General features: G+C 55.8%; 15 protein-coding genes and 1 tRNA gene. 10 read left to right on the top strand and 6 right to left on the bottom strand.

Annotated features, from left to right (window positions below):
* The first annotated feature begins 94 nt into the window (after positions 1-94).
* Positions 95-280: a hypothetical protein gene (locus GEV01_RS17190; RefSeq protein ID WP_152806605.1), complete on the top strand. Its 186-nt coding sequence runs from the start codon at positions 95-97 to the stop codon at positions 278-280.
* Here the strand turns inward: GEV01_RS17190 and tsaD are convergent.
* Complete coding sequence (tsaD, locus tag GEV01_RS17185) at positions 277-1,317, bottom strand: tRNA (adenosine(37)-N6)-threonylcarbamoyltransferase complex transferase subunit TsaD (protein WP_152806603.1); 1,041 nt, start codon at positions 1,315-1,317, stop codon at positions 277-279. The two genes, GEV01_RS17190 and tsaD, sit on opposite strands and share 4 nt — an antisense overlap.
* Positions 1,318-1,504: 187 nt before the next feature.
* On the opposite strand from tsaD, the gene GEV01_RS17180 reads away from it, so the two are divergent.
* Positions 1,505-1,819 carry a Rieske (2Fe-2S) protein gene (locus GEV01_RS17180; protein ID WP_070270685.1) on the top strand — a complete coding sequence of 105 codons (315 nt, stop codon included), beginning with the start codon at positions 1,505-1,507 and terminating at the stop codon, positions 1,817-1,819.
* Positions 1,820-1,829: 10 nt separating this feature from the next.
* Here the strand turns inward: GEV01_RS17180 and GEV01_RS17175 are convergent, their stop codons facing one another.
* On the bottom strand, positions 1,830-2,888 hold the full coding sequence (locus GEV01_RS17175; protein WP_008451882.1) for a 3-deoxy-7-phosphoheptulonate synthase: 1,059 nt from the start codon (positions 2,886-2,888) through the stop codon (positions 1,830-1,832).
* 74 nt (positions 2,889-2,962) lie between these two features.
* Here GEV01_RS17175 and ybiB point away from each other — a divergent pair, with 74 nt between their 5' ends.
* The 7 genes from ybiB (at position 2,963) to GEV01_RS17140 (ending at position 11,014) form a co-directional block, all read left to right on the top strand.
* Complete coding sequence (gene ybiB, locus GEV01_RS17170) at positions 2,963-3,952, top strand: DNA-binding protein YbiB (RefSeq protein ID WP_152806601.1); 990 nt, start codon at positions 2,963-2,965, stop codon at positions 3,950-3,952.
* Positions 3,953-4,001: 49 nt separating this feature from the next.
* Entirely contained in the window at positions 4,002-5,210 is a 1,209-nt protein-coding gene (locus GEV01_RS17165) for a BaiN/RdsA family NAD(P)/FAD-dependent oxidoreductase (protein WP_152806599.1), read from the top strand.
* A 194-nt stretch (positions 5,211-5,404) separates the two neighbouring features.
* Positions 5,405-5,617, top strand: coding sequence for a 30S ribosomal protein S21 (rpsU, locus tag GEV01_RS17160; protein WP_008451879.1), 213 nt, complete (start codon positions 5,405-5,407; stop codon positions 5,615-5,617).
* Between the two features lie 144 nt (positions 5,618-5,761).
* On the top strand, positions 5,762-6,211 hold the full coding sequence (locus tag GEV01_RS17155) for a GatB/YqeY domain-containing protein (protein WP_008451877.1): 450 nt from the start codon (positions 5,762-5,764) through the stop codon (positions 6,209-6,211).
* Positions 6,212-6,304: 93 nt separating this feature from the next.
* The gene (gene dnaG / locus GEV01_RS17150; RefSeq protein ID WP_328595537.1) at positions 6,305-8,101 is read left to right on the top strand and encodes a DNA primase; all 1,797 of its coding nucleotides are present in this window, start codon (positions 6,305-6,307) and stop codon (positions 8,099-8,101) included.
* Between the two features lie 489 nt (positions 8,102-8,590).
* A complete protein-coding gene (rpoD, locus tag GEV01_RS17145) occupies positions 8,591-10,831 on the top strand; it encodes an RNA polymerase sigma factor RpoD (protein ID WP_408014830.1) in 2,241 nt (746 codons plus the stop codon).
* Between the two features lie 104 nt (positions 10,832-10,935).
* Positions 10,936-11,014 (top strand) — tRNA-Ile (locus GEV01_RS17140).
* 400 nt (positions 11,015-11,414) lie between these two features.
* Here the strand turns inward: GEV01_RS17140 and GEV01_RS17135 are convergent.
* Genes GEV01_RS17135 through GEV01_RS17120 form a run of 4 tightly spaced genes read right to left on the bottom strand, consistent with a single transcriptional unit; the run spans position 11,415 to position 18,454 of the window.
* Positions 11,415-13,031: a type I restriction-modification system subunit M gene (locus GEV01_RS17135; RefSeq protein WP_152806597.1), complete on the bottom strand. Its 1,617-nt coding sequence runs from the start codon at positions 13,029-13,031 to the stop codon at positions 11,415-11,417.
* Positions 13,028-14,188 (bottom strand): AAA family ATPase, encoded by a 1,161-nt coding sequence (locus GEV01_RS17130; protein WP_152806595.1) that lies wholly within the window; start codon positions 14,186-14,188, stop codon positions 13,028-13,030. The genes GEV01_RS17135 and GEV01_RS17130 overlap by 4 nt, the downstream gene beginning before the upstream one ends.
* The gene (locus GEV01_RS17125) at positions 14,185-15,468 is read right to left on the bottom strand and encodes a restriction endonuclease subunit S (RefSeq protein WP_152806593.1); all 1,284 of its coding nucleotides are present in this window, start codon (positions 15,466-15,468) and stop codon (positions 14,185-14,187) included. Before GEV01_RS17125 ends, GEV01_RS17130 begins: the two co-directional genes overlap by 4 nt.
* A complete protein-coding gene (locus GEV01_RS17120; RefSeq protein ID WP_152806591.1) occupies positions 15,461-18,454 on the bottom strand; it encodes a type I restriction endonuclease subunit R in 2,994 nt (997 codons plus the stop codon). The genes GEV01_RS17125 and GEV01_RS17120 overlap by 8 nt, the downstream gene beginning before the upstream one ends.
* Before the next feature lie 640 nt (positions 18,455-19,094).
* Between GEV01_RS17120 and GEV01_RS17115 the strand changes: the two genes are divergently transcribed.
* Positions 19,095-20,171 (top strand): DUF4062 domain-containing protein, encoded by a 1,077-nt coding sequence (locus GEV01_RS17115; RefSeq protein WP_152806589.1) that lies wholly within the window; start codon positions 19,095-19,097, stop codon positions 20,169-20,171.
* Positions 20,172-20,424: the final 253 nt, after the last annotated feature.

Genomic DNA, 20,424 nt, shown 5'->3' with positions numbered 1-20,424 from the left:
TCTGACCATATGGACAAATTTTGATCTAGTTGGTTGGCACGACAATTGCATTGCCCTCCAGAAAGGAAGATGATCAACAAACATGGAGGCTGTTATGAATACCGTAACTGAACAGAAAACAACGAATACTGTGGTTCACGAATCGTCGTCCGACGAGCATCGTCTGCGCAGCGAGCGCATCGCCGCACGCGGCGTACGCCTGGGCAAGGGCAAGATCAAATACCTGCTGGCGCTGGCCGGCCTGGCCGTGCTGGCCTCGGTCGCGTTTGCGCAGGGTTAAACGACTTTGATTTCGTCCAGCGGCCAGCGTGGCCGCACGTTGAACGAGTAGTCTTTCTTTGCCGCGTCCGGGTTAATCATCAAGCGCATGGCCCCGGCGAAGGCGATCATCGCGCCGTTATCCGTGCAGAATTCCAGCTCCGGATAGTAGACCTTGAACTTCTTCTTGGCTGCCGCCGCGTTCAGCGACGCCCGCAGCTGCGAGTTGGCGCCCACGCCGCCCGCGATCACCAACCGCTTCAGGCCGGTGTGCTTGAGCGCGGATACGCACTTTGCGGTCAGCACGTCGACAATCGCGTCGACGAAGCCGCGCGCGATGTTGGCCTTGTCCTGCTCGCAGATATTGGCGATGACTTTTTCCTCGTGGTTCTTTACCACCGTCAGCACCGCCGTCTTCAGGCCGGAAAAGCTGAAATTGAAATCCTTGGTATGCAGCATAGGGCGCGGCAGCTTGTAGGCCGTCGGATCGCCGAACTCGGCCAAGCGCGAAATCGCCGGACCGCCCGGATAACCCAGGCCCAGCAGCTTGGCCGACTTGTCAAAGGCTTCGCCGGCGGCATCGTCCAGCGTTTCGCCCAGCAACGTGTACTGGCCGACGCCGTCCACGCGCATCAGCTGCGTGTGGCCGCCCGAGACTAGCAGCGCGATGAAGGGGAATTCTGGCGGCTGCGAGGCCAGCAGCGGCGACAGCAGATGACCTTCCAGGTGGTGCACGCCCAGCACCGGCTTGTCCAGCGCCAGGCCCAGGCTGCATGCCACGGACGAGCCGACCAGCAGCGCGCCGGCCAGACCGGGGCCTTGCGTGTAGGCGATGGCGTCGATGTCGGCCAGCGACTTGCCGGCGCCTTCCAGCGTCTGCGTCAGCAGCGGGATGGCGCGGCGGATGTGGTCGCGCGAGGCCAGCTCGGGCACGACGCCGCCGTACTCTTCATGCATCGCCACTTGCGAATACAGGGCGTGCGACAGCAGGCCGTGTTGCGTGTCGTACAGCGCAAGGCCGGTTTCGTCACAGGAGGATTCAACGCCGAGAACGATCATGAAAAGAGCACAAATGAAAAGAGGAATCCGCCATTGTAATGGAAAGTGCGTGCCAGCATGCACCACGGCAGGTCCGCGCCGCACTGGCAAAGTGCGCCATTTCGCCGTTTCCCCGGGCTGGCCGGGCGTTTTCCGTGGCACCGCTTTTGCTTACATCTGTGGAAAAAGTCGATCACGGAGGCGGGCGATGTCTGGACAATGGAAGCTGATTTGCAAACTCAAGGATGTGCCCATGAGCGGCGCGCGCCTGGTGCCGCGCGGACTGGCCTGGCAGGAGTTGCCGGGCGTGGCGCTGTTCCGCGTTGGCGAGGAGCAGGTGCATGCGGTGCTGGAGTGTGCGGATGCCGAGCCGCGCGACAGTCATGCGCGCCGCTATTCGGTCAAGGTGGAGGATTGCAAGGTCTATCTGGATCTCGATGAACTGAGCGCCCCGGCCAGCAAGGCCGAGGCGGCGCTGGCGGGGTCTTTCGGCGTGGCCACCAGGGTGATGGCCTTCGTCTGACGCCCTGTGCTTAAGGACGGTTTTTCAGCTGCTTGTGCGCTTCCAGCAGCATCTTCTCGGTGGTTTCCCAGTCGATGCAGCCGTCGGTCACGGAGCAGCCGTACTTCAGCTCGCTCAAGTTGGCCGGGATCTTCTGGTTGCCGCCGACGATGTTCGATTCGATCATCACGCCCACCAGCGACTGGTTGCCCTGCACGATCTGGTGGATGACGTCGGCCATCACCAGCGGTTGCAGCTCAGGCTTCTTGTAGCTGTTGGCGTGCGAGCAGTCGACCACCAGGTTGGCCGGCAGCTTGGCCTTGGCCAGCGCCTGCTCGGCAATCGCGATCGATACCGAATCGTAGTTCGGACGGCCGTCGCCGCCGCGCAGCACCACGTGGCCGTAGGCGTTGCCGCGCGTACGCACGATCGCCACATTGCCCTGCGCGTTGATGCCCAGGAAGGAGTGCGGATGCGCCGACGACAGGATGGCGTTGATGGCGATGCTGATGTCGCCGTCGGTGCCGTTCTTGAAGCCGACCGGGGTCGACAGGCCGGACGACATTTCGCGGTGGGTCTGCGATTCGGTGGTGCGGGCGCCGATGGCGGTCCAGGCGATCAGGTCGCCCAGGTATTGCGGCGAGATCGGATCCAGCGCTTCGGTGGCGGTCGGCAGGCCCAGCTCGCAGACGTCCAGCAGGAACTGGCGCGCCTTCTCCATGCCGACGTTGACGCGGAAGGAATCGTCCATGTCCGGATCGTTGATATACCCCTTCCAGCCGGTGGTGGTGCGCGGCTTTTCGAAATACACGCGCATCACCAGCAGCATGGTGTCGGCCACTTCAGCTTGCAGGGCTTTCAGGCGGCGGGCGTAATCCAGGCCGGCCACGGGATCGTGGATCGAGCATGGACCGACGACCACGAACAGGCGCTTGTCCTGGCGGTCGATGATGTTGCGCAGGGCTTCGCGGCCCTTCATCACGGTGTCCGAGGCGCTGTCGGTCAGCGGCAGCTTGCTGTGCAAGGCTTCCGGCGACGGCATCGGCGCGAACGAGGTGACGTTGATGTTTTCGATGTCTGGGGAAATCATGATTCTCTACGTATATTTATTGCGGGGGAGGGATAGTGTAGCCGAAATGCGGCGGTCTGGTTTAAGCTGACGCCATGACGACACAATCCACCGAACCCTTCCTGGCCGCACGTTTCATCAAAGAAATAGGCCGCGGCAAAAACGGCGCCCGCAGCATGACCCGCGACGACGCCCACGATTTGTACCAAGCCATGCTGGACGGCCGCGTTTCCGACCTGGAACTGGGCGGCATTTTGCTGTCCATGCGCATCAAGGGCGAATCGGTGGAGGAGATCGCCGGCTTCCTCGATGCGGCCGAGGCCGCCTTCGAGCCGCTCAGTGCGCCGCCGGGGCAGTTCGCCCCGGTCTGCATCCCCAGCTACAACGGCGCCCGCAAGATGGCCAACCTGACGCCGCTGCTGGCCATGCTGCTGGCGCGCGAAGGCGTGCCGGTGCTGGTGCACGGCGTGGCGCACGACGCCGGCCGCGTCGCCACGGCCGAGGTGTTTGAGGCGCTGGGCGTGCCGGCCGCGCGCCACCGCGTCGAGGCGGAGGAGGCCATGTCGCAAGGGCATCCGGCCTTCATCACCATCGACACGCTGGCGCCCAAGCTGGCCCATATGCTGTCGCTGCGGCGACGGCTGGGCGTGCGCAATTCGACGCACACGCTGGTCAAGATCATGCAGCCGTTCGCCGGGCCGGCGCTGCGGCTGGTGTCGTACACGCACCCGGAATACCTGGAGATGCTGGGCGAATACTTCACGACGGCGGCCTTGCCCGAGCGCGGCGACGCCTTCCTGATGCGCGGGACCGAGGGCGAGACGGTGGCCAACGCCAACAAGGCGCAGCAGATCGACTGGTTCCACGGCGGCCTGCGCACGACGCTGGTGCCCAAGCAGACGCTGGTGGGCGAATTGCCGCTGCTGCCGGAGGACAAGGACGCGGCCACCACGGCGGCCTGGATACGCTCGGTGCTGGACGGCGACGTGCCGGTGCCGCCGTCGATCGCCGAGCAGGTGGCGCAGTGCCTGCTGGTGTCGCGCACGCTGCAGTCGCGCCAGCGGGTGAGCGAGCCGATCGAGTAAGCAGGCCGGGCCTTCAAGTACAATACGCCTTTGGACGATTGGATTTGACATGGCAAAGTTTGATGTAGCGGTAATCGGCGCGGGCGCGGCCGGCATGATGTGTGCGGCGACGGCGGCCCAGCGCGGCAAGCGCGTGGTGCTGATCGACCACGCCACCAAGCTGGCGGAAAAAATCCGCATCTCCGGCGGCGGCCGCTGCAACTTCACCAACATCAACGCTGGTCCGGCCAACTTCCTGTCCGAGAATCCGCACTTCTGCAAGAGCGCGCTGTCGCGCTACACCGCCGCCGACTTCGTCGCGCTGGTCAAGAGGCACCGCATCGGCTACCACGAGAAGCATCGCGGCCAGCTGTTCTGCGACGACTCGGCCGAACAGATCATCGACATGCTCAAGGACGAATGCGCCGCCGGCGACGTGCACTGGCGCATGCCGTGCAAGGTCAGCAGCCTGGCGCAGGCGGACGAGGGTGGCTTCCTGCTGCAAACCGACACCGGCGACATCGAGGCCGACAGCGTGGTCATCGCCACCGGCGGCCTGTCGATCGCCAAGATCGGCGCCACCGATTTCGGCTACCGCATCGCCGAGCAGTTCGAGCTGCGCATGGTCGAGCCGCGCCCGGCGCTGGTGCCGCTGACCTTCGATCCGCAGCAATGGGCGCCGTTCGTAGAAATGTCCGGCATCGCGCTGGAAGTCGACGTGGAAACCGGCTCCTTCAAGGGCCGCAACCCGACCGGCGGCCGCTTCCGCGAAGACTTGCTGTTCACCCACCGTGGCCTGTCCGGCCCGGCGATCCTGCAGATTTCCTCGTACTGGACGCCGGGTACGCCCATCGTCATCAACCTGATTCCCGAGCTGGACCTGGCGGCCACGCTGATCGAAGGCAAGGGCACGATCAAGAAGCAGCTGGGCAATGTGCTGTCGCAGTGGTTGCCGGCGCGCCTGGCGGAAGGCTTGCTGCTGGCCCACGGTTTCGCGCTGGACGCGCGCCTGGCCGACCTGCCTGATGCGCAGCTGCGCAAGCTGGGCGCGGCCATCAACCAGTGGACCATCACGCCGAACGGTTCCGAAGGCTACAAGAAGGCTGAAGTCACGCGCGGCGGCGTCGACACGCGCGAGCTGTCGCAGCAGAGTATGATGGCCAACAAGGTGCCTGGCCTGTACTTCATCGGCGAAGCGGTGGACGTGACCGGGTGGCTGGGGGGCTACAACTTCCAGTGGGCATGGGCTTCCGGTGTGGCGGCGGGGCAAGCGGTCTGATATACTGGCGGTCTCTGGAAGTTAGTGGCGTCACGCAATCGTTGAAGTTGTTGAAAGATTGCACCATACGCCGCGTTGTTTTTGCAGTGAAAGCCTGATAGCTGGCCGTTCAGATGGCCGGGCGTCTTCCATTTTTCCGCAAAAGCTGCTATAGTCTCTTTCTCCCTATAACCTCAAACGGTTTGAATTTTTACATGACCACTATTCGCCTTAAAGAAAACGAGCCGTTCGAAGTCGCAATGCGTCGCTTCAAACGCACCATCGAAAAAACCGGTCTGCTGACCGAACTGCGCGCACGCGAGTTCTACGAAAAGCCAACGGCTGAGCGTAAGCGCAAGCTGGCAGCTGCAGTGAAGCGTCACTACAAGCGCATCCGCAGCCAGCAACTGCCGAAAAAACTCTTCTAAGACTGCACTTGCAGATTCAACCCGGCAGTATGGCGCTCACGCCTCGGGTTGTTTCTTGTTGCATCTAAGAGAACACCCGCCCCGGTTCGCCGCGGCGGGTTTTCGCATTTTTACTCCATTAATTTTTTTGAGAGAAACTACGCCATGGGCCTGAGAGAACAAATCACCGAAGACATGAAAAACGCCATGCGCGCCAAGGAAGCCGGCCGCCTGGCGACCATCCGCCTGATCCTGGCTGAAATCAAGCGCAAGGAAGTCGACGAGCGTATCGAAGTCAACGACGACCAGACCGTGGCCATCGTGGAAAAAATGATCAAGCAGCGCAAGGATTCGATCACCCAGTTCGAAGCCGGCGGCCGCGCCGACCTGGCTGACATCGAGAAAGCCGAACTGGTGGTGCTGACCGCCTACATGCCTGCCGGCCTGTCGGACGAGGAAATCGCCGCCGAAGTGGCTGCCGCCGTGGCCGCCTCGGGCGCCGCCGGTCCTCAGGACATGGGCAAGGTCATGGCCATCGTCAAGCCCAAGCTGGCTGGCCGCGCCGACATGACCGTCGTGTCCGCGCTGGTCAAGAAAGCGCTGACCCCGGCATAATGCCGCTGTAGTTCCCTCCGCCGCAGCTTGATCCGCCTCAAAGCCGGATCGCTGCGGCGGTATAGTCTGATCCATAACAAGACCGTCTAGCCTGTGATCCCACAATCCTTTATTTCTGATTTGCTGAACCGGGTCGACATCGTCGACGTGGTCGGACGTTATGTGCAGCTGAAAAAAGGCGGCGCGAATTTCATGGGCCTGTGCCCGTTTCACAGCGAAAAATCGCCCAGTTTCACGGTCAGCCCGACCAAGCAGTTCTACCATTGCTTCGGCTGCGGCGCGCACGGCACCTCGATCGGCTTCCTGATCGAATACTCCGGTATGGGTTTTGTCGACGCCGTCAAAGACCTGGCGCAAAACGTCGGCATGGTCGTGCCCGAGCAGGACGATAAAATCCCGCCGGCCCAGCGCGCGCAAATGGCCGCGCAAAGCCTGGCCCTGACCGAGGCGATGACGCGCGCCAGCGAGTTTTACCGCTCCCAGCTGCGCGGCGCCACCGATGCCATCGCCTACCTGAAGAATCGCGGCCTGACCGGCGAGATCGCCGCCCGTTTCGGCCTCGGCTACGCGCCGCCCGGCTGGGACAACCTGCGCTCCATCTTCCCCGAGTACGAGGCGGTGGCGCTGGCCGAGGCCGGCCTGGTCATCGACAAGGTGGACGAGGACGGCGGCAACCGCAAACGCTACGACCGCTTCCGCGAGCGCGTGATGTTTCCGATTAAAAACACCAAAGGCCAGGTCATCGCCTTTGGCGGCCGGGTGCTGGACCACGGTGAACCGAAGTACTTGAATTCTCCCGAAACGCCTTTATTTTCAAAGGGATTCGAGTTGTATGGCTTGTTCGAAGCGCGCCAGGCGATCCGCGATGCGGGCTATGTGCTGGTGACGGAAGGCTATATGGATGTGGTGGCGCTGGCGCAGATGGGTTTCCCGCAAGCGGTGGCGACCCTGGGCACCGCCTGCACCACCCATCACGTACAGAAATTGTTGCGTCAAACCGACACGGTGATTTTCAGCTTCGACGGCGACAAGGCCGGCCGCCGCGCCGCGCGGCGTGCGCTGGAAGCCTGTCTGCCGCACGTGACGGACAACAAGACCATCAAATTCCTGTTCCTGCCGACCGAGCACGATCCGGACAGCTACGTCCGTACCTACGGCAACGAAGCGTTCGAGCAGGAAATACACGAAGCCATGCCGCTGTCGCAGTTCCTGGTCAAGGAAGCGGTGGGCGAGCATGATTTGCAGAGTCCGGAAGGCCGGGCCCGCGCCCAGTTCGACGCCAAGCCGATGCTGCAGGCGATGACGCCGACCTCGCTGCGCCTGCAGATCGTGCGCGGCCTGGCGCAGCTGACGCAGAGCACGCCGTCTGAGATCGAGGTGCTGTTCGAGTTGGCCAAGCCGGTCGCCGTCGCCCGTCAGGCGCCGCCGCGCACCGGCCGTCCGGTTCCGGTCGGGCTGGAATTGCAGATCGTGCGCATGCTGGTGGCGCATCCACCGCTGGCGCTGAATATCGACGAGGCGGCGCTGGCGGCGTTCAATTACTTTGGCGCGGCGCCGGCCGAACGCCTGGTCCAGCTGGTGGCGTCAGCCCAGTCGATGGGACCGAACGGCGGCTTCGCAGCCTTTGCCCAGCACCTGAAGTCGCAGGGCGACGAGTACGACGCGCTCATCGGCGAGATCGCCAAGGAGCCGGAGGCGGACATCGACGCGGTGCGGATGGAGTTGCGCGGAATTATCCGCCAGGTGAAGACCGAGGCGCTGAAGCAGGAGCTGAGCCAGTTGTTCGCGGCGGGATTGTCGTCCGACGAGATCGGCGTACGCTATCGCGAACTGACGGCGCAGCAAAATCAGCTGCTGCGCGAAGCGGAGGCTGAGTTGGCTAACCGATAATGTTGTAAGGCGTTTTGTATAGTAATGTTTCTGTCATGATTGCAGCGGGGAGAAGTGGGGTTCTGCCCTCTGGAAATTGAAAAGTGACGTGCTATAATAAAACGCTAAGTGTTGTATGTTTTGGCATCGTTTTTCAGTTCAGAGTGTGTTTGTTTTCAGTAAGTTAGGCTCTTGATCGACATGGAAGAACGGGTGTCGGCGGCCAGGGCCAGCTTTGGTTACGGCAGCGCGCTACGGCGGCGCTGTATCGCAAACGTTCTGTTTGCTTTCTAACCTAGTCATGGTTTCTTGCCCCCACGCACGTGTCTGATGCAGTAGAATTTCCGCCGAGAGGGTGGGGTTCTGTTGAGGTCGATCGGCCCGACCAGGTGTAAGTAAGTCGTAGTATTGTCGCACTTGTGCAGTCGGCAAGTTCGAAGACGTAGGCCCGTGAGGGCCGCAAGAAACTTTATCCTAAATAAGCAAGTCGTTGTGTAATCGAAAGCGCCTGTGCCAATCAAGAAACCTGAATCCAAAGCGGCTGCAAAGCCGAGCAAAGTGACCGCAAAATCCGCTAAAACGGCGGACAAATCGGAAACGCGTGTCGCCAGCAACCCGCCAGCGGTCAGCCAGACCACCGATGCGGCGACGCTGGCTGCGATTGATACGTCGGGCTACGTGCTGCCGTCGGTCAAAGTGCCGGGCAGGCGCGGGCGCAAGCCGAAGGAATTCCAGCCGGAAAACGACGAAGTCGCCGCGCTGAACGCGGTCGAACGCGCCGAGCTGAAGGCGGTCGACAAGGCCAAGGCCAAGGACCGCAAGGCCAAGGAAAAGGCGCTGCTGAAGGACGCTTTCTCGTCGGACACGGAAGCGACCGAGGAAGAACTCGAACGCCGCCGCCAGAAACTCAAGACCCTGATCAAGTTCGGCAAGGAACGCGGCTTCCTCACGTACGCCGAGATCAATGACCATTTGCCTGAAAATATCGTCGATCCGGAAGCGATCGAGGGCATTATCGGCACCTTCAACGACATGGGCATCGCCGTCTACGAGCACGCGCCCGATGCCGAGACCCTGCTGCTGTCCGACAATGTCGCCACCGTCACCAGCGACGACGAAGCCGAAGCGGCCGCCGAAGCGGCGCTGTCGACCGTCGATTCCGATTTCGGCCGCACCACCGACCCGGTCCGCATGTATATGCGCGAAATGGGCTCGGTCGAGCTGCTGACCCGCGAAGGCGAGATCGAAATCGCCAAGCGCATCGAAGACGGCCTGAAAGACATGATCCAGGCGATCTCCGCCTGCCCGGTGACGATCGCAGAGATCATCGCCGCCTCCGACCGCATCCGCGCCGATGAAATCAAGATCGACGAAATCGTCGACGGCCTGGTCGACGAGAGCGAGGAAGTCGCCGCGCCGGTAGCGGCCGCGCCGGCCGAAGAGGAAGAGGACGAAGAGGAAGAGGAAGAAGAGGAAGAAGAGGAAGAGGAAGAAGCGAGCGCCTCCGGCGCGGCAGGTTTCTCGGCCGAACAGCTGGAAGCGTTGAAAAACGCCGCGCTGGAAAAATTCGACGTCATCTCCCTGCAATTCGACAAGATGCGCCGCGCCTTCGAGAAGGAAGGCTACAACTCCAAGGCCTACGTCAAGGCGCAGGAAGCGATCTCGTTCGAGCTGCTGGGCATCCGCTTCACCGCCAAGGTGGTCGAGAAGCTGTGCGACACGCTGCGCGGCCAGGTCGACGAAGTGCGCCACATCGAGAAGCAGATCCTGGACGTGGCCGTGAACAAGTGCGGCATGCCGCGCGCCCACTTCATCAAAGTCTTCCCGGGCAATGAAACCAATCTGGAATGGGTGGACGGCGAAGTGGCCGCAGGGCACGCCTACAGCGCCATCCTGGGCCGCAACATCCCGACCATCAAGGAACTGCAGCAGCGCCTGATCGACCTGCAGGCGCGCGTCGTGCTGCCGCTGCCGGACCTGCGCAACATCAACCGCCAGATGGCGGCCGGTGAAATGAAGGCGCGCAAGGCCAAGCGCGAAATGACCGAGGCCAACTTGCGCCTGGTGATTTCGATCGCCAAGAAATACACCAACCGTGGCCTGCAATTCCTCGACCTGATCCAGGAAGGCAATATCGGCCTGATGAAGGCGGTGGACAAGTTCGAATATCGCCGCGGCTACAAGTTCTCGACCTATGCGACGTGGTGGATCCGTCAGGCCATCACCCGCTCGATCGCCGACCAGGCGCGCACCATCCGTATTCCGGTGCACATGATCGAGACCATCAACAAGATGAACCGGATTTCCCGCCAGATTCTGCAGGAAACCGGCGCCGAGCCGGATCCGGCGACGCTGGCCATCAAGATGGAGATGCCCGAGGACAAGATCCGCAAGATCATGAAGATCGCCAAGGAACCGATTTCGATGGAGACGCCGATCGGCGACGACGACGATTCGCACCTGGGCGACTTCATCGAGGACAACAACACGCTGGCGCCATCCGACGCCGCCTTGCACGCCTCGATGCGCGGCGTGGTCAAGGACGTGCTGGACTCGCTGACCCCGCGCGAAGCCAAGGTGCTGCGCATGCGTTTCGGTATCGAAATGTCGACCGACCACACCCTGGAAGAGGTGGGCAAGCAGTTCGACGTGACGCGCGAGCGCATCCGTCAGATCGAAGCCAAGGCGCTGCGCAAGCTGCGCCACCCATCGCGTTCGGACAAGCTGAAAAGCTTCTTGGAAGGCAACTAAGACTTGACTACTGGCGGCGCTAGCCCTTATCCTCGCGAGTTCGTTTTAAAAACGACCGCGCGTAGGAGGGGCTGGCAACTGTCCCCAGCGCAAAGCAACACCCTGGGCCTCTAGCTCATGCTTGGTTAGAGCAGCGGACTCATAATCCGTTGGTGCCGTGTTCGACTCACGGGAGGCCCACCAAATTCAGTAGCAAAATCAAGGAGTTGCGAAGAGATTCGCAACTCCTTTTTTCTTGTCAAAAGAAAGTTCTGGTCCATTTCTGGTCCTCGTTTGTCAAAGTCAAGAAAGGGACGTTGCGTAGAGGTCTACACAGAACAGTTTGCGTAACCTGTGTGCCCGAGTCAGCAGTACGTCCCTCATGCTCCCCAAAATTAGCGTAGCGTCGGTCCTTCAGCCTACGATACGTACCGTGGTCAGTGCTGAGCAAACTCGGTACCTAGCAACCTATCTAGAGGCTCATACCGCCTGAACGGCCCTGTAAGTAGCTGTAAGAGTCAAATAAGTTTGTCTGCGGCAATGCATGGAGCGAAGTGGAAATTGCTACACGTGTACAACGTTTTTGTTATCGACAGAACACTCATTAGATCGGAGGCAGCCCCAACTCACGCAGAAAATTATTGTGGACCTTAGCTGCTTCTTGGGCACGGTTTTCAATCTCGTTTAATTCAGCATTTACTGCGTTCAAATCTATCTCTTCGTCTTCAGTGGCAGTGCTGACGTAACGGGAAATATTCAGGTTGAAATCATTTTTTTCGATCTCATCCATCGACACTCGCCGAGAGTAGCGCGTCTCCTCTTTGCGATATTGATAGGTGCTGACGATCTTGTCGATGTGTTCCGGCAATAAGCGGTTTTGCCGTTTTCCCTTCTCGAAATTGCCTTCAGAGCTTGCGTTGATAAACAGCACGTCATCTGGCTTTTTGCACCTTTTCAAGACAAGAATGCAGACTGGGATGCCGGTTGAGAAGAACAAGTTGGCGGGCAGACCAATCACGGTGTCGATATGACTGTCTTTGAGTAATTTGGTACGGATACGTTCTTCCGCGCCGCCACGGAACAGCACGCCGTGGGGCAGAATAATCGCCATTACGCCGCTATCACTGAGGAAGTGAAAACCGTGCAAGAGAAAGGCAAAGTCGGCGGCCGACTTCGGGGCAAGGCCGTAGTTCTTGAAGCGGAAATCCTCACTCAGCGCTTCTGTAGGCTCCCAGCGATAGCTGAAGGGGGGATTAGCCACTACAGCGTCGAATTGTTGCTTCTTAGCTGGGTTCATCTCGTTGAGGATGTCCCAGTCGTTGAGCAGCGAATCGCCGTGATGAATCTCGAACTCAGTATCCTTCACCCCATGCAGCAACATGTTCATGCGCGCCAGGTTGTAAGTCGTGATGTTCTTTTCCTGGCCGTAAATCTTCCCGACCACACCGCCCTCGCGGTGGAGGCGTTTGCGCACATTTAAAAGCAGAGAGCCGGAGCCGCAGGCGAAGTCCAGCACCTTGCTCAGTTTTTTCTTTTTGCCGTTAGCGGGTTCTTGGCTATCCAACGTGACGATCTCGGAAAGGACAGTTGAAATTTGTTGTGGCGTATAGAATTCGCCCGCCTTCTTTCCTGAGCCGGCAGCGAACTCTCCGATCAGGTACTCATAAGCGTCGCCCAAAATATCTGTGTCGGTACTGAATTTTGAAATACCTTCGGCAATTTTCTGAATGATGGTGCTAAGCTTAGCATTGCGATCTGAGGGTTTTTTTCCCAGCTTTTCGGAGTGTAGGTTAATTTCTGAAAATAATCCCCGGAACGTACTTTCGAATGATTTCTCTTCGATGTACTTGAATCCCTTCCACAACGTGTCCAGCAGGTCGCTATGTTGCGTGCGCGCCATTTCCGCAATACTGCTCCAAAGATATCTCGGCTCGATTACATAATGAACTTTGAGGCGCATCTGTTTTTCAAAGTCTTCGGCATCTTTTGCATTCTCTTCGTACCAGACAGCCAGTGGTGCGCGCCGGTCCCCCGCTGTTGGGGTTGGATAGTCCCTGCCCAATTCCTTCTTTGCCGCCAGCTCGTAGTTGTCTGAGAGGTACCGCAAAAAAAGGAACGACAGCATATAGTCACGAAAATCATCGGCATTCATCGCCCCACGCAACTGGTCGGCGATATCCCAGAGAGTCTTGCCGAGTTGATTCAGTTCTTCTTTAGTCATGCTGCTGTCTCTTCATTTAATTCCGGGAATAAGCCTGGGTTGAACTCATAGTCCGCCATAAACTTTGTTAGTATGTTCTTGAAATGTTGTTTGTTTTCTTCCATCATTTCCTGAGGCTCAAAATGGGAGTATCCACCGTGATTTAGCAATTGAATAATTCGATGATGCAAAACGCCTTCAGGATCATTATCATCATCACGCCTAATGAAGTCGGATAAATTATTGAATCCATGGAAGCTCGCCGCTTTCTCCATAATGTTTCTAAGCATCCCAAAGTGATAGGTGAATAGTTCATTGCGCTTGGCCGCTTTATTTAGTAACTTCAAAACAGCCACATGGTGGAAATATGGTGTATCGGTAGTGTCTTTAAGCGAATACTTGACGCGACCATCATGCTTGCATAGCATATATTTCAACGCTTTTTTCAATTCGTTGCACATAATATTGAAAAATAGCGCGTGATGAGAGGAAATAACTGTTTTCACTTCACCGCTGGAATCCTTCAATAATTGCCCTAAGTGATTGGCGACTGATATAGCGTAGTTGTCATCCAGTGAAGATATGGGGTCATCAATGTAGATATACTTAACCCATTCATAAGGTGAGCCCTCTTCTTTATCTAAAGCTATTTGAGCAACAGCAAGGAAGAAGCACCATATAAAAATATTCTCTTCCCCACGTGATATTTTTATATTGTCGATGATTTCCAATACGCCATCGATTAAAATTTCTCTTTCAAATGAAACATAAGTAATCAGTTGCTTTATGAGTTGATCGCCCTCTTTGAGTTCAATTTCTTTTGTTTTTATTTTAAAGTCAAAATCAACGTGGCGATGAAGAAGGCCACGGATTTTCGTATCTATAGCTGTTCCTAGTAATCCATTAAAGAATCTGGAGCGTGTGTTTAAACAAAGCTCTCTGCTCGAATCACTTTCTAAATCGTTATCCCAGTAAAATAAATCTTCAGTAAAAGCATTGAAGTAGAGAGTGTCCCGAGTGTCGTCGTTCTTGCCAAGATTTTTGAACTCCATCGACAATCGTGTCTTTCCTGTTCCGTTGTAGGCAAACAGGAGTACGTATTTCTTATCTGCGAGCTTCTCGCGTAGGTGCGAAGCTACAGCGCTGAGGTCTGTAAAGGTGGCCAGTTCGTTACTCATGCGCTCTCCTCATCCATTTTTGGAAAAAGTTGCTGCATTAGACCTTTTTTATGGGCCTTAAAGGCATCGAGTTTTTGAGTTTGAGCGGCGATCAATTTGTCGATAGACGCCAGGCAGGTAGCGATTTTTTGTTGCTCACCACTTTCGATATTTGGATACGAGAATGGAATTTGTTTAATTAGAGTCGCACTTAAATTCTCTTGCCCGCCCGGATTGCTTATTTTTCTGATCTCATCGTATCGAGCAGCCAAATTCTGAAAAACGAACTCTGCATTCACTTTATCGTTCAATAAAATAGCGGCACATGCTTGATTAATTGTTGCATCTATGCCGAGTTTAGCCACCTTGCCCCGAGTTATTCCTTGACCATACATAGCCATCAATAATGCACCCTCGGGAATGATTTTAGTCGATGAATTGTTCAAACCATCTTGAGTGATATATTCATTCACATTTTTAATGGTGTTGAAATCAATTAACGTGGTCGAAACCCATGGAATATCTCCATCCCAATATTCTGGCATTGACCTGCTTGGTGTGCCGCCGGACGTTATTTCGCTAATATCGCCGATGGTCGAGGCGACCCACTTGTCCTGATCCTGAAATTCAGGAAAGCGGTGTTTTGGTACAGTCTCGCCCTCCATTGGGAAAAGTCGTTGAAGCAAGCCTCTTTTATGATTTTTTAAGTCGATAAGTTTTTGCGCTTGAGCGGCGATCAGATCATCGATAGAGGCGAGACAATGGGCTATTTTTTGCTGTTCGTCTTTTTGGGGGAATGCGACTGGTAACGCTTTAATTATTTCGGCATTTAAGTTTTTAACTCCTCCGCCTGCGGCTGAATTGAAAAAATAAATTTGACTCTCATTGGAGAGAATTAAGTAATACAAATAATCACGATCAATATTGTCGTTAATGTTTGTAACGGCGATCCAACCATCATGGATGCAAGACGCAATTTTCATAATATACGGTCGACCAAAACTCATAGAGTTGGACATGATTAAGTCGCCGTTATTCACAACCCGAGTTTTACTTAGAGCTGAATCCTTAACTCGCTCTTCCGTGTGAATCACATATTTTGATCCTTTATCTACGTCGCCAATCTTTAGCCAGTTAAGGCCGTTGACGTCGCGCGTTAGAAAGGCTTCAATTGGTCGAGGAGAACCACCACGAACGATTGTCGAAAGTGCACCAAGCTGACTCCTCTCCCACGCGCCCTTATCCTGAAATTCAGGGAAGCGTCGCTCTGGCAACAGTCCTTTTTTCGCTTGCTTACTCATACGCATTCAATCCCGATATCTCGCGGCCGCCTGCAAGCTTTTGTAGATAGGAAACAAGGTCTTCCATTAACGCCAGCTCGGCTTCACGTCGCGCTTTCCACCCCAGCCCTAGCGGCGAAAGCAGGTCGGTCAGTTGTTCTCCATCGAAAATCATTCGGCCCATGATGGCATCTACAAAAGCTTGCAGCGCCGCAGCTTGCAAACCGTGCTTTGTCGCGATACTGGCCAAGTCAGCGGCGGCCTTTTGTGTCTTGAAGGCCTGATAACCGGCACGTATTTCTTTTTCGTTGAGCACTTCGCCTGTTTTCAAGCTGTTGATGTAGGCGATGATCTCTTCGCGCTCTTCCATCAGGTTGGCGTTGGCGCTGATAAGCTCAATCAGCTGAGCGCGGGTCATCTTCTGCTTGCCGGTTTTCTGGGTAGACTTGGCAATTAGCCCCATGATGTAGTCGTAGTCGATTAGGCTGGAGGCAAACAGCACTAGGTCGAATTCCAGTTGTTGCACCTCTGGCCCAGCTTCTCCGGCTTTGCCCTGTTTGCGTTTGAGCTCCAGCGCTGTATCGAGATAAGCGGCCTTGAAGCTGCGCAGGGTGTCGGTAGGAAGTTTTTGCTCGATAGTCTGTTTGCTCTGATCGTCGAGGTCGGTGTATTGCTCAAGTTGGGTCTTGAGTTTTTGCACTTCCTTGAAGTGGTTAATGAATTCTGCCTTGGCAGTGTCACCCTTGAGGTTTAGCACTTGTGAAGGCTCGCACGGCAATCCTTTGGCGGCCATAAAGGTTTCCAGCTTGTCTACGGCGGCTTGGTACTGGTCCACCACTTTGGGGGCGGGATCAACCAACCAGATTTCTCGCGCCCGGTCGATGGTCGCGCCGGAAAACAGTTTGATGGCGTCGTCGACTTCACTCTCCTGATAGCGGAAGTCGAGGATGTTGCCCCAAGGCTTGCTATCGTTGAGCACGCGATTGGTACGCGAAAACGCCTGGATCAGACCGTGATGTTTGAGGTTTTTGTCCACATACAGAGTGTTGAGGTATTTGGAGTCGAAACCGGTGAGCAACATGTCCACCACGATTGTGATGTCGATCTTGTTTTTACGCGGGTAGTCTGCGTTGCTGTACTTTTGATCCTTAATGCGCTGTTGTACGTCCTGATAGTAGAGATCGAATTCGTTGATGGTGTGATTGGTGCCGTATTGGCGGTTGTAGTCGTCAATAATGGTCTTGAGCGCGGCCTTCTTTTTCTCCGGCTCTTGCTTGTTATCTTCTTTTTCCTGTGTGAGGTCTTCTTGCAGTTGCAGCACGTCCTTGTTACCTTCTGCTGGCGGCGAGAAGACGCAGGCGATGTGGAGCGGCACGAAAGTTTCATCTTCGGCCTGTTTTTTCGACTGCATTACTTTGAATAGCTCGTGGTATTCAATGGCGCTGTTGATGGAAGCTGTAGCCAGCATCGCGTTGAAGCGGCGGTGGTCAGTGGCGCTGTCGTGCTTTTGTAGTATGGCGTTGATGACGGCATCTGGCGGAGGCGTCTGCCCTTTCTTGGGCTTTTCGTCACCATCCTTGCCAAAGTAGTCGATGTGGAAACTCAGCACGTTTTTGTCATCGATGGCGTGCGTGATGGTATAGGCGTGCAGCTCTTTTTCGAAGATATCCTGTGTGGTTTTGAATGAACCAACATTGCCATCGATCTGTTGATAGGTGGCGTTTTCGTCAAAGATGGGGGTGCCGGTAAATCCGAACAGCTGCGCCTTGGGAAAGAACTCTTTGATCGCCTTGTGGTTCTCGCCGAATTGAGAGCGGTGACATTCATCGAAGATAAAGACCACACGCTTGTCGCGCAAGGGTTCGAGGCGTTCCTTGTAGGTCGGTTTACCTTCTTTTTGTTTCGCCTTGTTGCGTTTGCTGTTTTCGTCCAGCGCTAGGCCCAACTTCTGGATCGTGGTGACAATCACTTTGTCGGCGTAGTCGTCCGAGAGCATACGACGCACCATGGCTTCGGTGTTGGTGTTGTGCTCGACACAGCCTTCCTGGAATTTGTTGAACTCTTCGCGGGTCTGGCGGTCGAGGTCTTTACGGTCTACGACGAACATGCATTTTTCGATGTCTGGATTGTCTTTCAGCAGCGTGGAGGCCTTGAAGGAGGTGAGCGTCTTGCCGCTGCCAGTGGTGTGCCAGATATAGCCGTTGCCGCGATTCTGATGGATACATTCGACAATGTTCTTGACCGCATAGATTTGGTAGGGCCGCATAACGAGAATTTTTTGCTCACTCTGCACCAGAACCATATAGCGACTGATCAAGCGGCCCAAGCTGCACTTTTCGAGGAAGTCGTCGGCAAAGTCGTGCAGGTGGGTGATTTTGTTGTTTTTATCGTCGGCATGCTGGTAGATGGGCAAAAAGCGCTCTTCGGCGTTAAAGCTGAAGTGCTGGTTGCTGTTGTTGGCGAAGTAGCGGGTGTCGCTTTCGTTGCTGACGATAAACAACTGCATGAAACAAAGCAGCGAGTTGGTATAGCCATTGCCGGGATCGTTTTTGTAGTCGACGATCTGCTCCATGGCGCGGCGCGGACTGATTTGCAGGGATTTCAGCTCGATCTGCACTATCGGCAAGCCGTTAATCAGGATGATGACGTCGTAGCGGTGGTGGCTGTTGTCCGTATTGACGCGAAGCTGGTTGATGACCTCAAACTCGTTCTTGCACCAGTCCCGGATATTGACCAGCATGTATTCCAGCGGGGTACCATCCTCTCGGGTGAATTTGCCCTTTTCGCGCAGACCCTGTGCGGCGGCAAAAACATCAGTGGTGATGATCTCGTCGCGCAGGCGGGCGAACTCGGCGTCCGTGAGGTGGACACGGTTTAACGCCTCAAACTTCTGGCGAAAGTTATGCTCAAGAGTTGCTTTGTCGCGGATGTCGTCGCGATAGATGTATTTTAGATCGGTTAGCTTGGCGATCAGGCTCCGTTCGATCTGGTTTTCTTTTTGTGTCATCTGGCCTACTCAAGTTACTCAATTGATTATTATGGGGCTACGCGCCATCCCAAAAGTAGTCATCTGGCCGCATTTAGCCACTAACTGTACGCTTCACAGCGCAGTTCGCGTCTGGTCTACGGAGCTGTGAGCTAGCCTACAGACTGCAAACATAAGGTTGGTAATTATCGCCGATTTAACGGGCTGAGATCGGAGCCGATCAGGACAAATCTATGGATAAATTGGGCTAACGGCACCCACCAGGAATTTCGAAATCAATACATAAATTGTAAATATATTAATATTTTGATGAGTCTACCGACCCTACCGGAAGCCCAATGTCCTTCAACAGACATTGGGCTTCTTTCATTTTCAGCCAACCAACACGGGAACCTCAACAATGAACACAAAGTACAAGCCATCACCGCGAAGCCATACGTCCAGCGTCGTGAACCGGGGTCCTGAGCGAAGCAGCCGCCCGGTGGGCTCGGTGACGTTGAATTGCGATTTCGGCATCAAGCATCTTCGCGAGAACACATATCCGACCACAAAGTAGGAAGCTTGTGTACAGCGCACACAAGCATGTCTGGACGCCGGCTTGCTTTCGTAAGTGCGCCGTGACAACATGCTTGTGGATAAATAGTTAGACTTGGAGATCCCATTGGAAAAGCGCTATCAAGTTTTTGTAAGCAGTACGTTTCGAGACCTGGAAGTCGAGCGTCAGGAAGTTATGAACGCACTGCTTGAACTGGACTGCATTCCTGCCGGGATGGAGCTTTTTCCTGCAACAAATGAAACTCAATGGAACTTGATCAAGAAGGTAATAGATGACTGCGACTACTACGTACTAATTGTCGGGGGGCGTTACGGTTCTGTTGGAGCAGAAGGCATTAGTTATACAGAAATGGAATATCAGTACGCCCTTTCCACCGGCAAACCAACCATCGCGTTCCTTCATCGAAATCCGGGGAAGATTTCGGCTGATAACTCTGAATCAACCGATGAGGGTAAGAAAAAGCTTAGCGCTTTCCGGACTACGGTCGAAAAGAAGCTTTGCAAACATTGGGAGTCGCCTCAAGAACTTGGTTCGGTGGTGAGCCGAAGCTTAATTCAGCTCATCAAATCGACTCCGGCTGTGGGATGGGTTCGCGCGAACGAATTGGCGGACCGGGAGGCGACTGTTGAACTTCTTCAACTGCGACGGCGAGTCGAAGAGTTACAAGCGGCGTTGGCGCGTGCTCGTACTTCCGCACCCAAGGGAGCCGAAGGATTGGCGCAAGGGGATGAAGAGCACTCGATTCGTTTTTCCTTCAACACCACCGCACCCGGTGAATATCAGTCGGTCACGTGGTCCGCGCAATTTAGTCCATCATGGAATGAGCTTTTCGGTAGTATCGCGCCACTCATGATTCACGAGGCCACTGAACCCGCACTGAAGTCCGCTCTAGACGCCTTTACCGAATCAGAAAATATTGAACGGATGCAAGGCGACAAACGTCTCGTGGGACATTCGATTCGGAGTTTTAGGATTGGACAGGATGATTTCCAAACCATTAAAGTACAGCTTCGCGCATTGGGGTTGATTGCGAGGAGCGACAAAGCGCGAAGCGTTAAGGACTCGGGTACGTATTGGACCCTTACTCCCTATGGCGATGAGGTGATGACACAGCTCCGCGCAATTCGGCGTGACGAAGATGATGCGTCCACTAGCGCTGAGATCGTTGCAGGGGACCCGTAAGTAGCTGACGTCTGACGCCAACCTTGGCGGTATAGCTGTGGGTGTACGTTGGCGTTTTCCGGTCGGGCTCCTGTCTTTCGGTGACATCTGGTGTGCTTCTGGTGCCAGTATTTCATGGCAAAGCGATGTTCTATGCGCCTCAATGGCAACTGCAACCGTTTGTTTTTGCTAGGAAAATTTGTTGAATGTAAGACGGTCTGATGGACCGACTTCACGGGCTCATAATCCGTTGGTGCCGTGTTCGACTCACGGG

The organism is Rugamonas rivuli (genome assembly GCF_009380165.1).
GTDB classification, from domain to species: Bacteria; Pseudomonadota; Gammaproteobacteria; order Burkholderiales; family Burkholderiaceae_D; genus Rugamonas; species Rugamonas rivuli.
The sequence above is the reverse complement of the archived record's forward strand: the minus strand, read 5'-3'. Positions and strand labels throughout refer to the sequence as shown.

Bases quoted from the DNA above. Each gene is read 5' to 3' on its own strand.
- GEV01_RS17190 (WP_152806605.1), top strand. From the start codon at position 95: ATGAATACCGTAACTGAACAGAAAACAACGAATACTGTGGTTCACGAA.
- tsaD (WP_152806603.1), bottom strand. From the start codon at position 1,317: ATGATCGTTCTCGGCGTTGAATCCTCCTGTGACGAAACCGGCCTTGCG.
- GEV01_RS17180 (WP_070270685.1), top strand. From the start codon at position 1,505: ATGTCTGGACAATGGAAGCTGATTTGCAAACTCAAGGATGTGCCCATG.
- GEV01_RS17175 (WP_008451882.1), bottom strand. From the start codon at position 2,888: ATGATTTCCCCAGACATCGAAAACATCAACGTCACCTCGTTCGCGCCG.
- ybiB (WP_152806601.1), top strand. From the start codon at position 2,963: ATGACGACACAATCCACCGAACCCTTCCTGGCCGCACGTTTCATCAAA.
- GEV01_RS17165 (WP_152806599.1), top strand. From the start codon at position 4,002: ATGGCAAAGTTTGATGTAGCGGTAATCGGCGCGGGCGCGGCCGGCATG.
- rpsU (WP_008451879.1), top strand. From the start codon at position 5,405: ATGACCACTATTCGCCTTAAAGAAAACGAGCCGTTCGAAGTCGCAATG.
- GEV01_RS17155 (WP_008451877.1), top strand. From the start codon at position 5,762: ATGGGCCTGAGAGAACAAATCACCGAAGACATGAAAAACGCCATGCGC.
- GEV01_RS17135 (WP_152806597.1), bottom strand. From the start codon at position 13,031: ATGACTAAAGAAGAACTGAATCAACTCGGCAAGACTCTCTGGGATATC.
- GEV01_RS17130 (WP_152806595.1), bottom strand. From the start codon at position 14,188: ATGAGTAACGAACTGGCCACCTTTACAGACCTCAGCGCTGTAGCTTCG.
- GEV01_RS17125 (WP_152806593.1), bottom strand. From the start codon at position 15,468: ATGAGTAAGCAAGCGAAAAAAGGACTGTTGCCAGAGCGACGCTTCCCT.
- GEV01_RS17120 (WP_152806591.1), bottom strand. From the start codon at position 18,454: ATGACACAAAAAGAAAACCAGATCGAACGGAGCCTGATCGCCAAGCTA.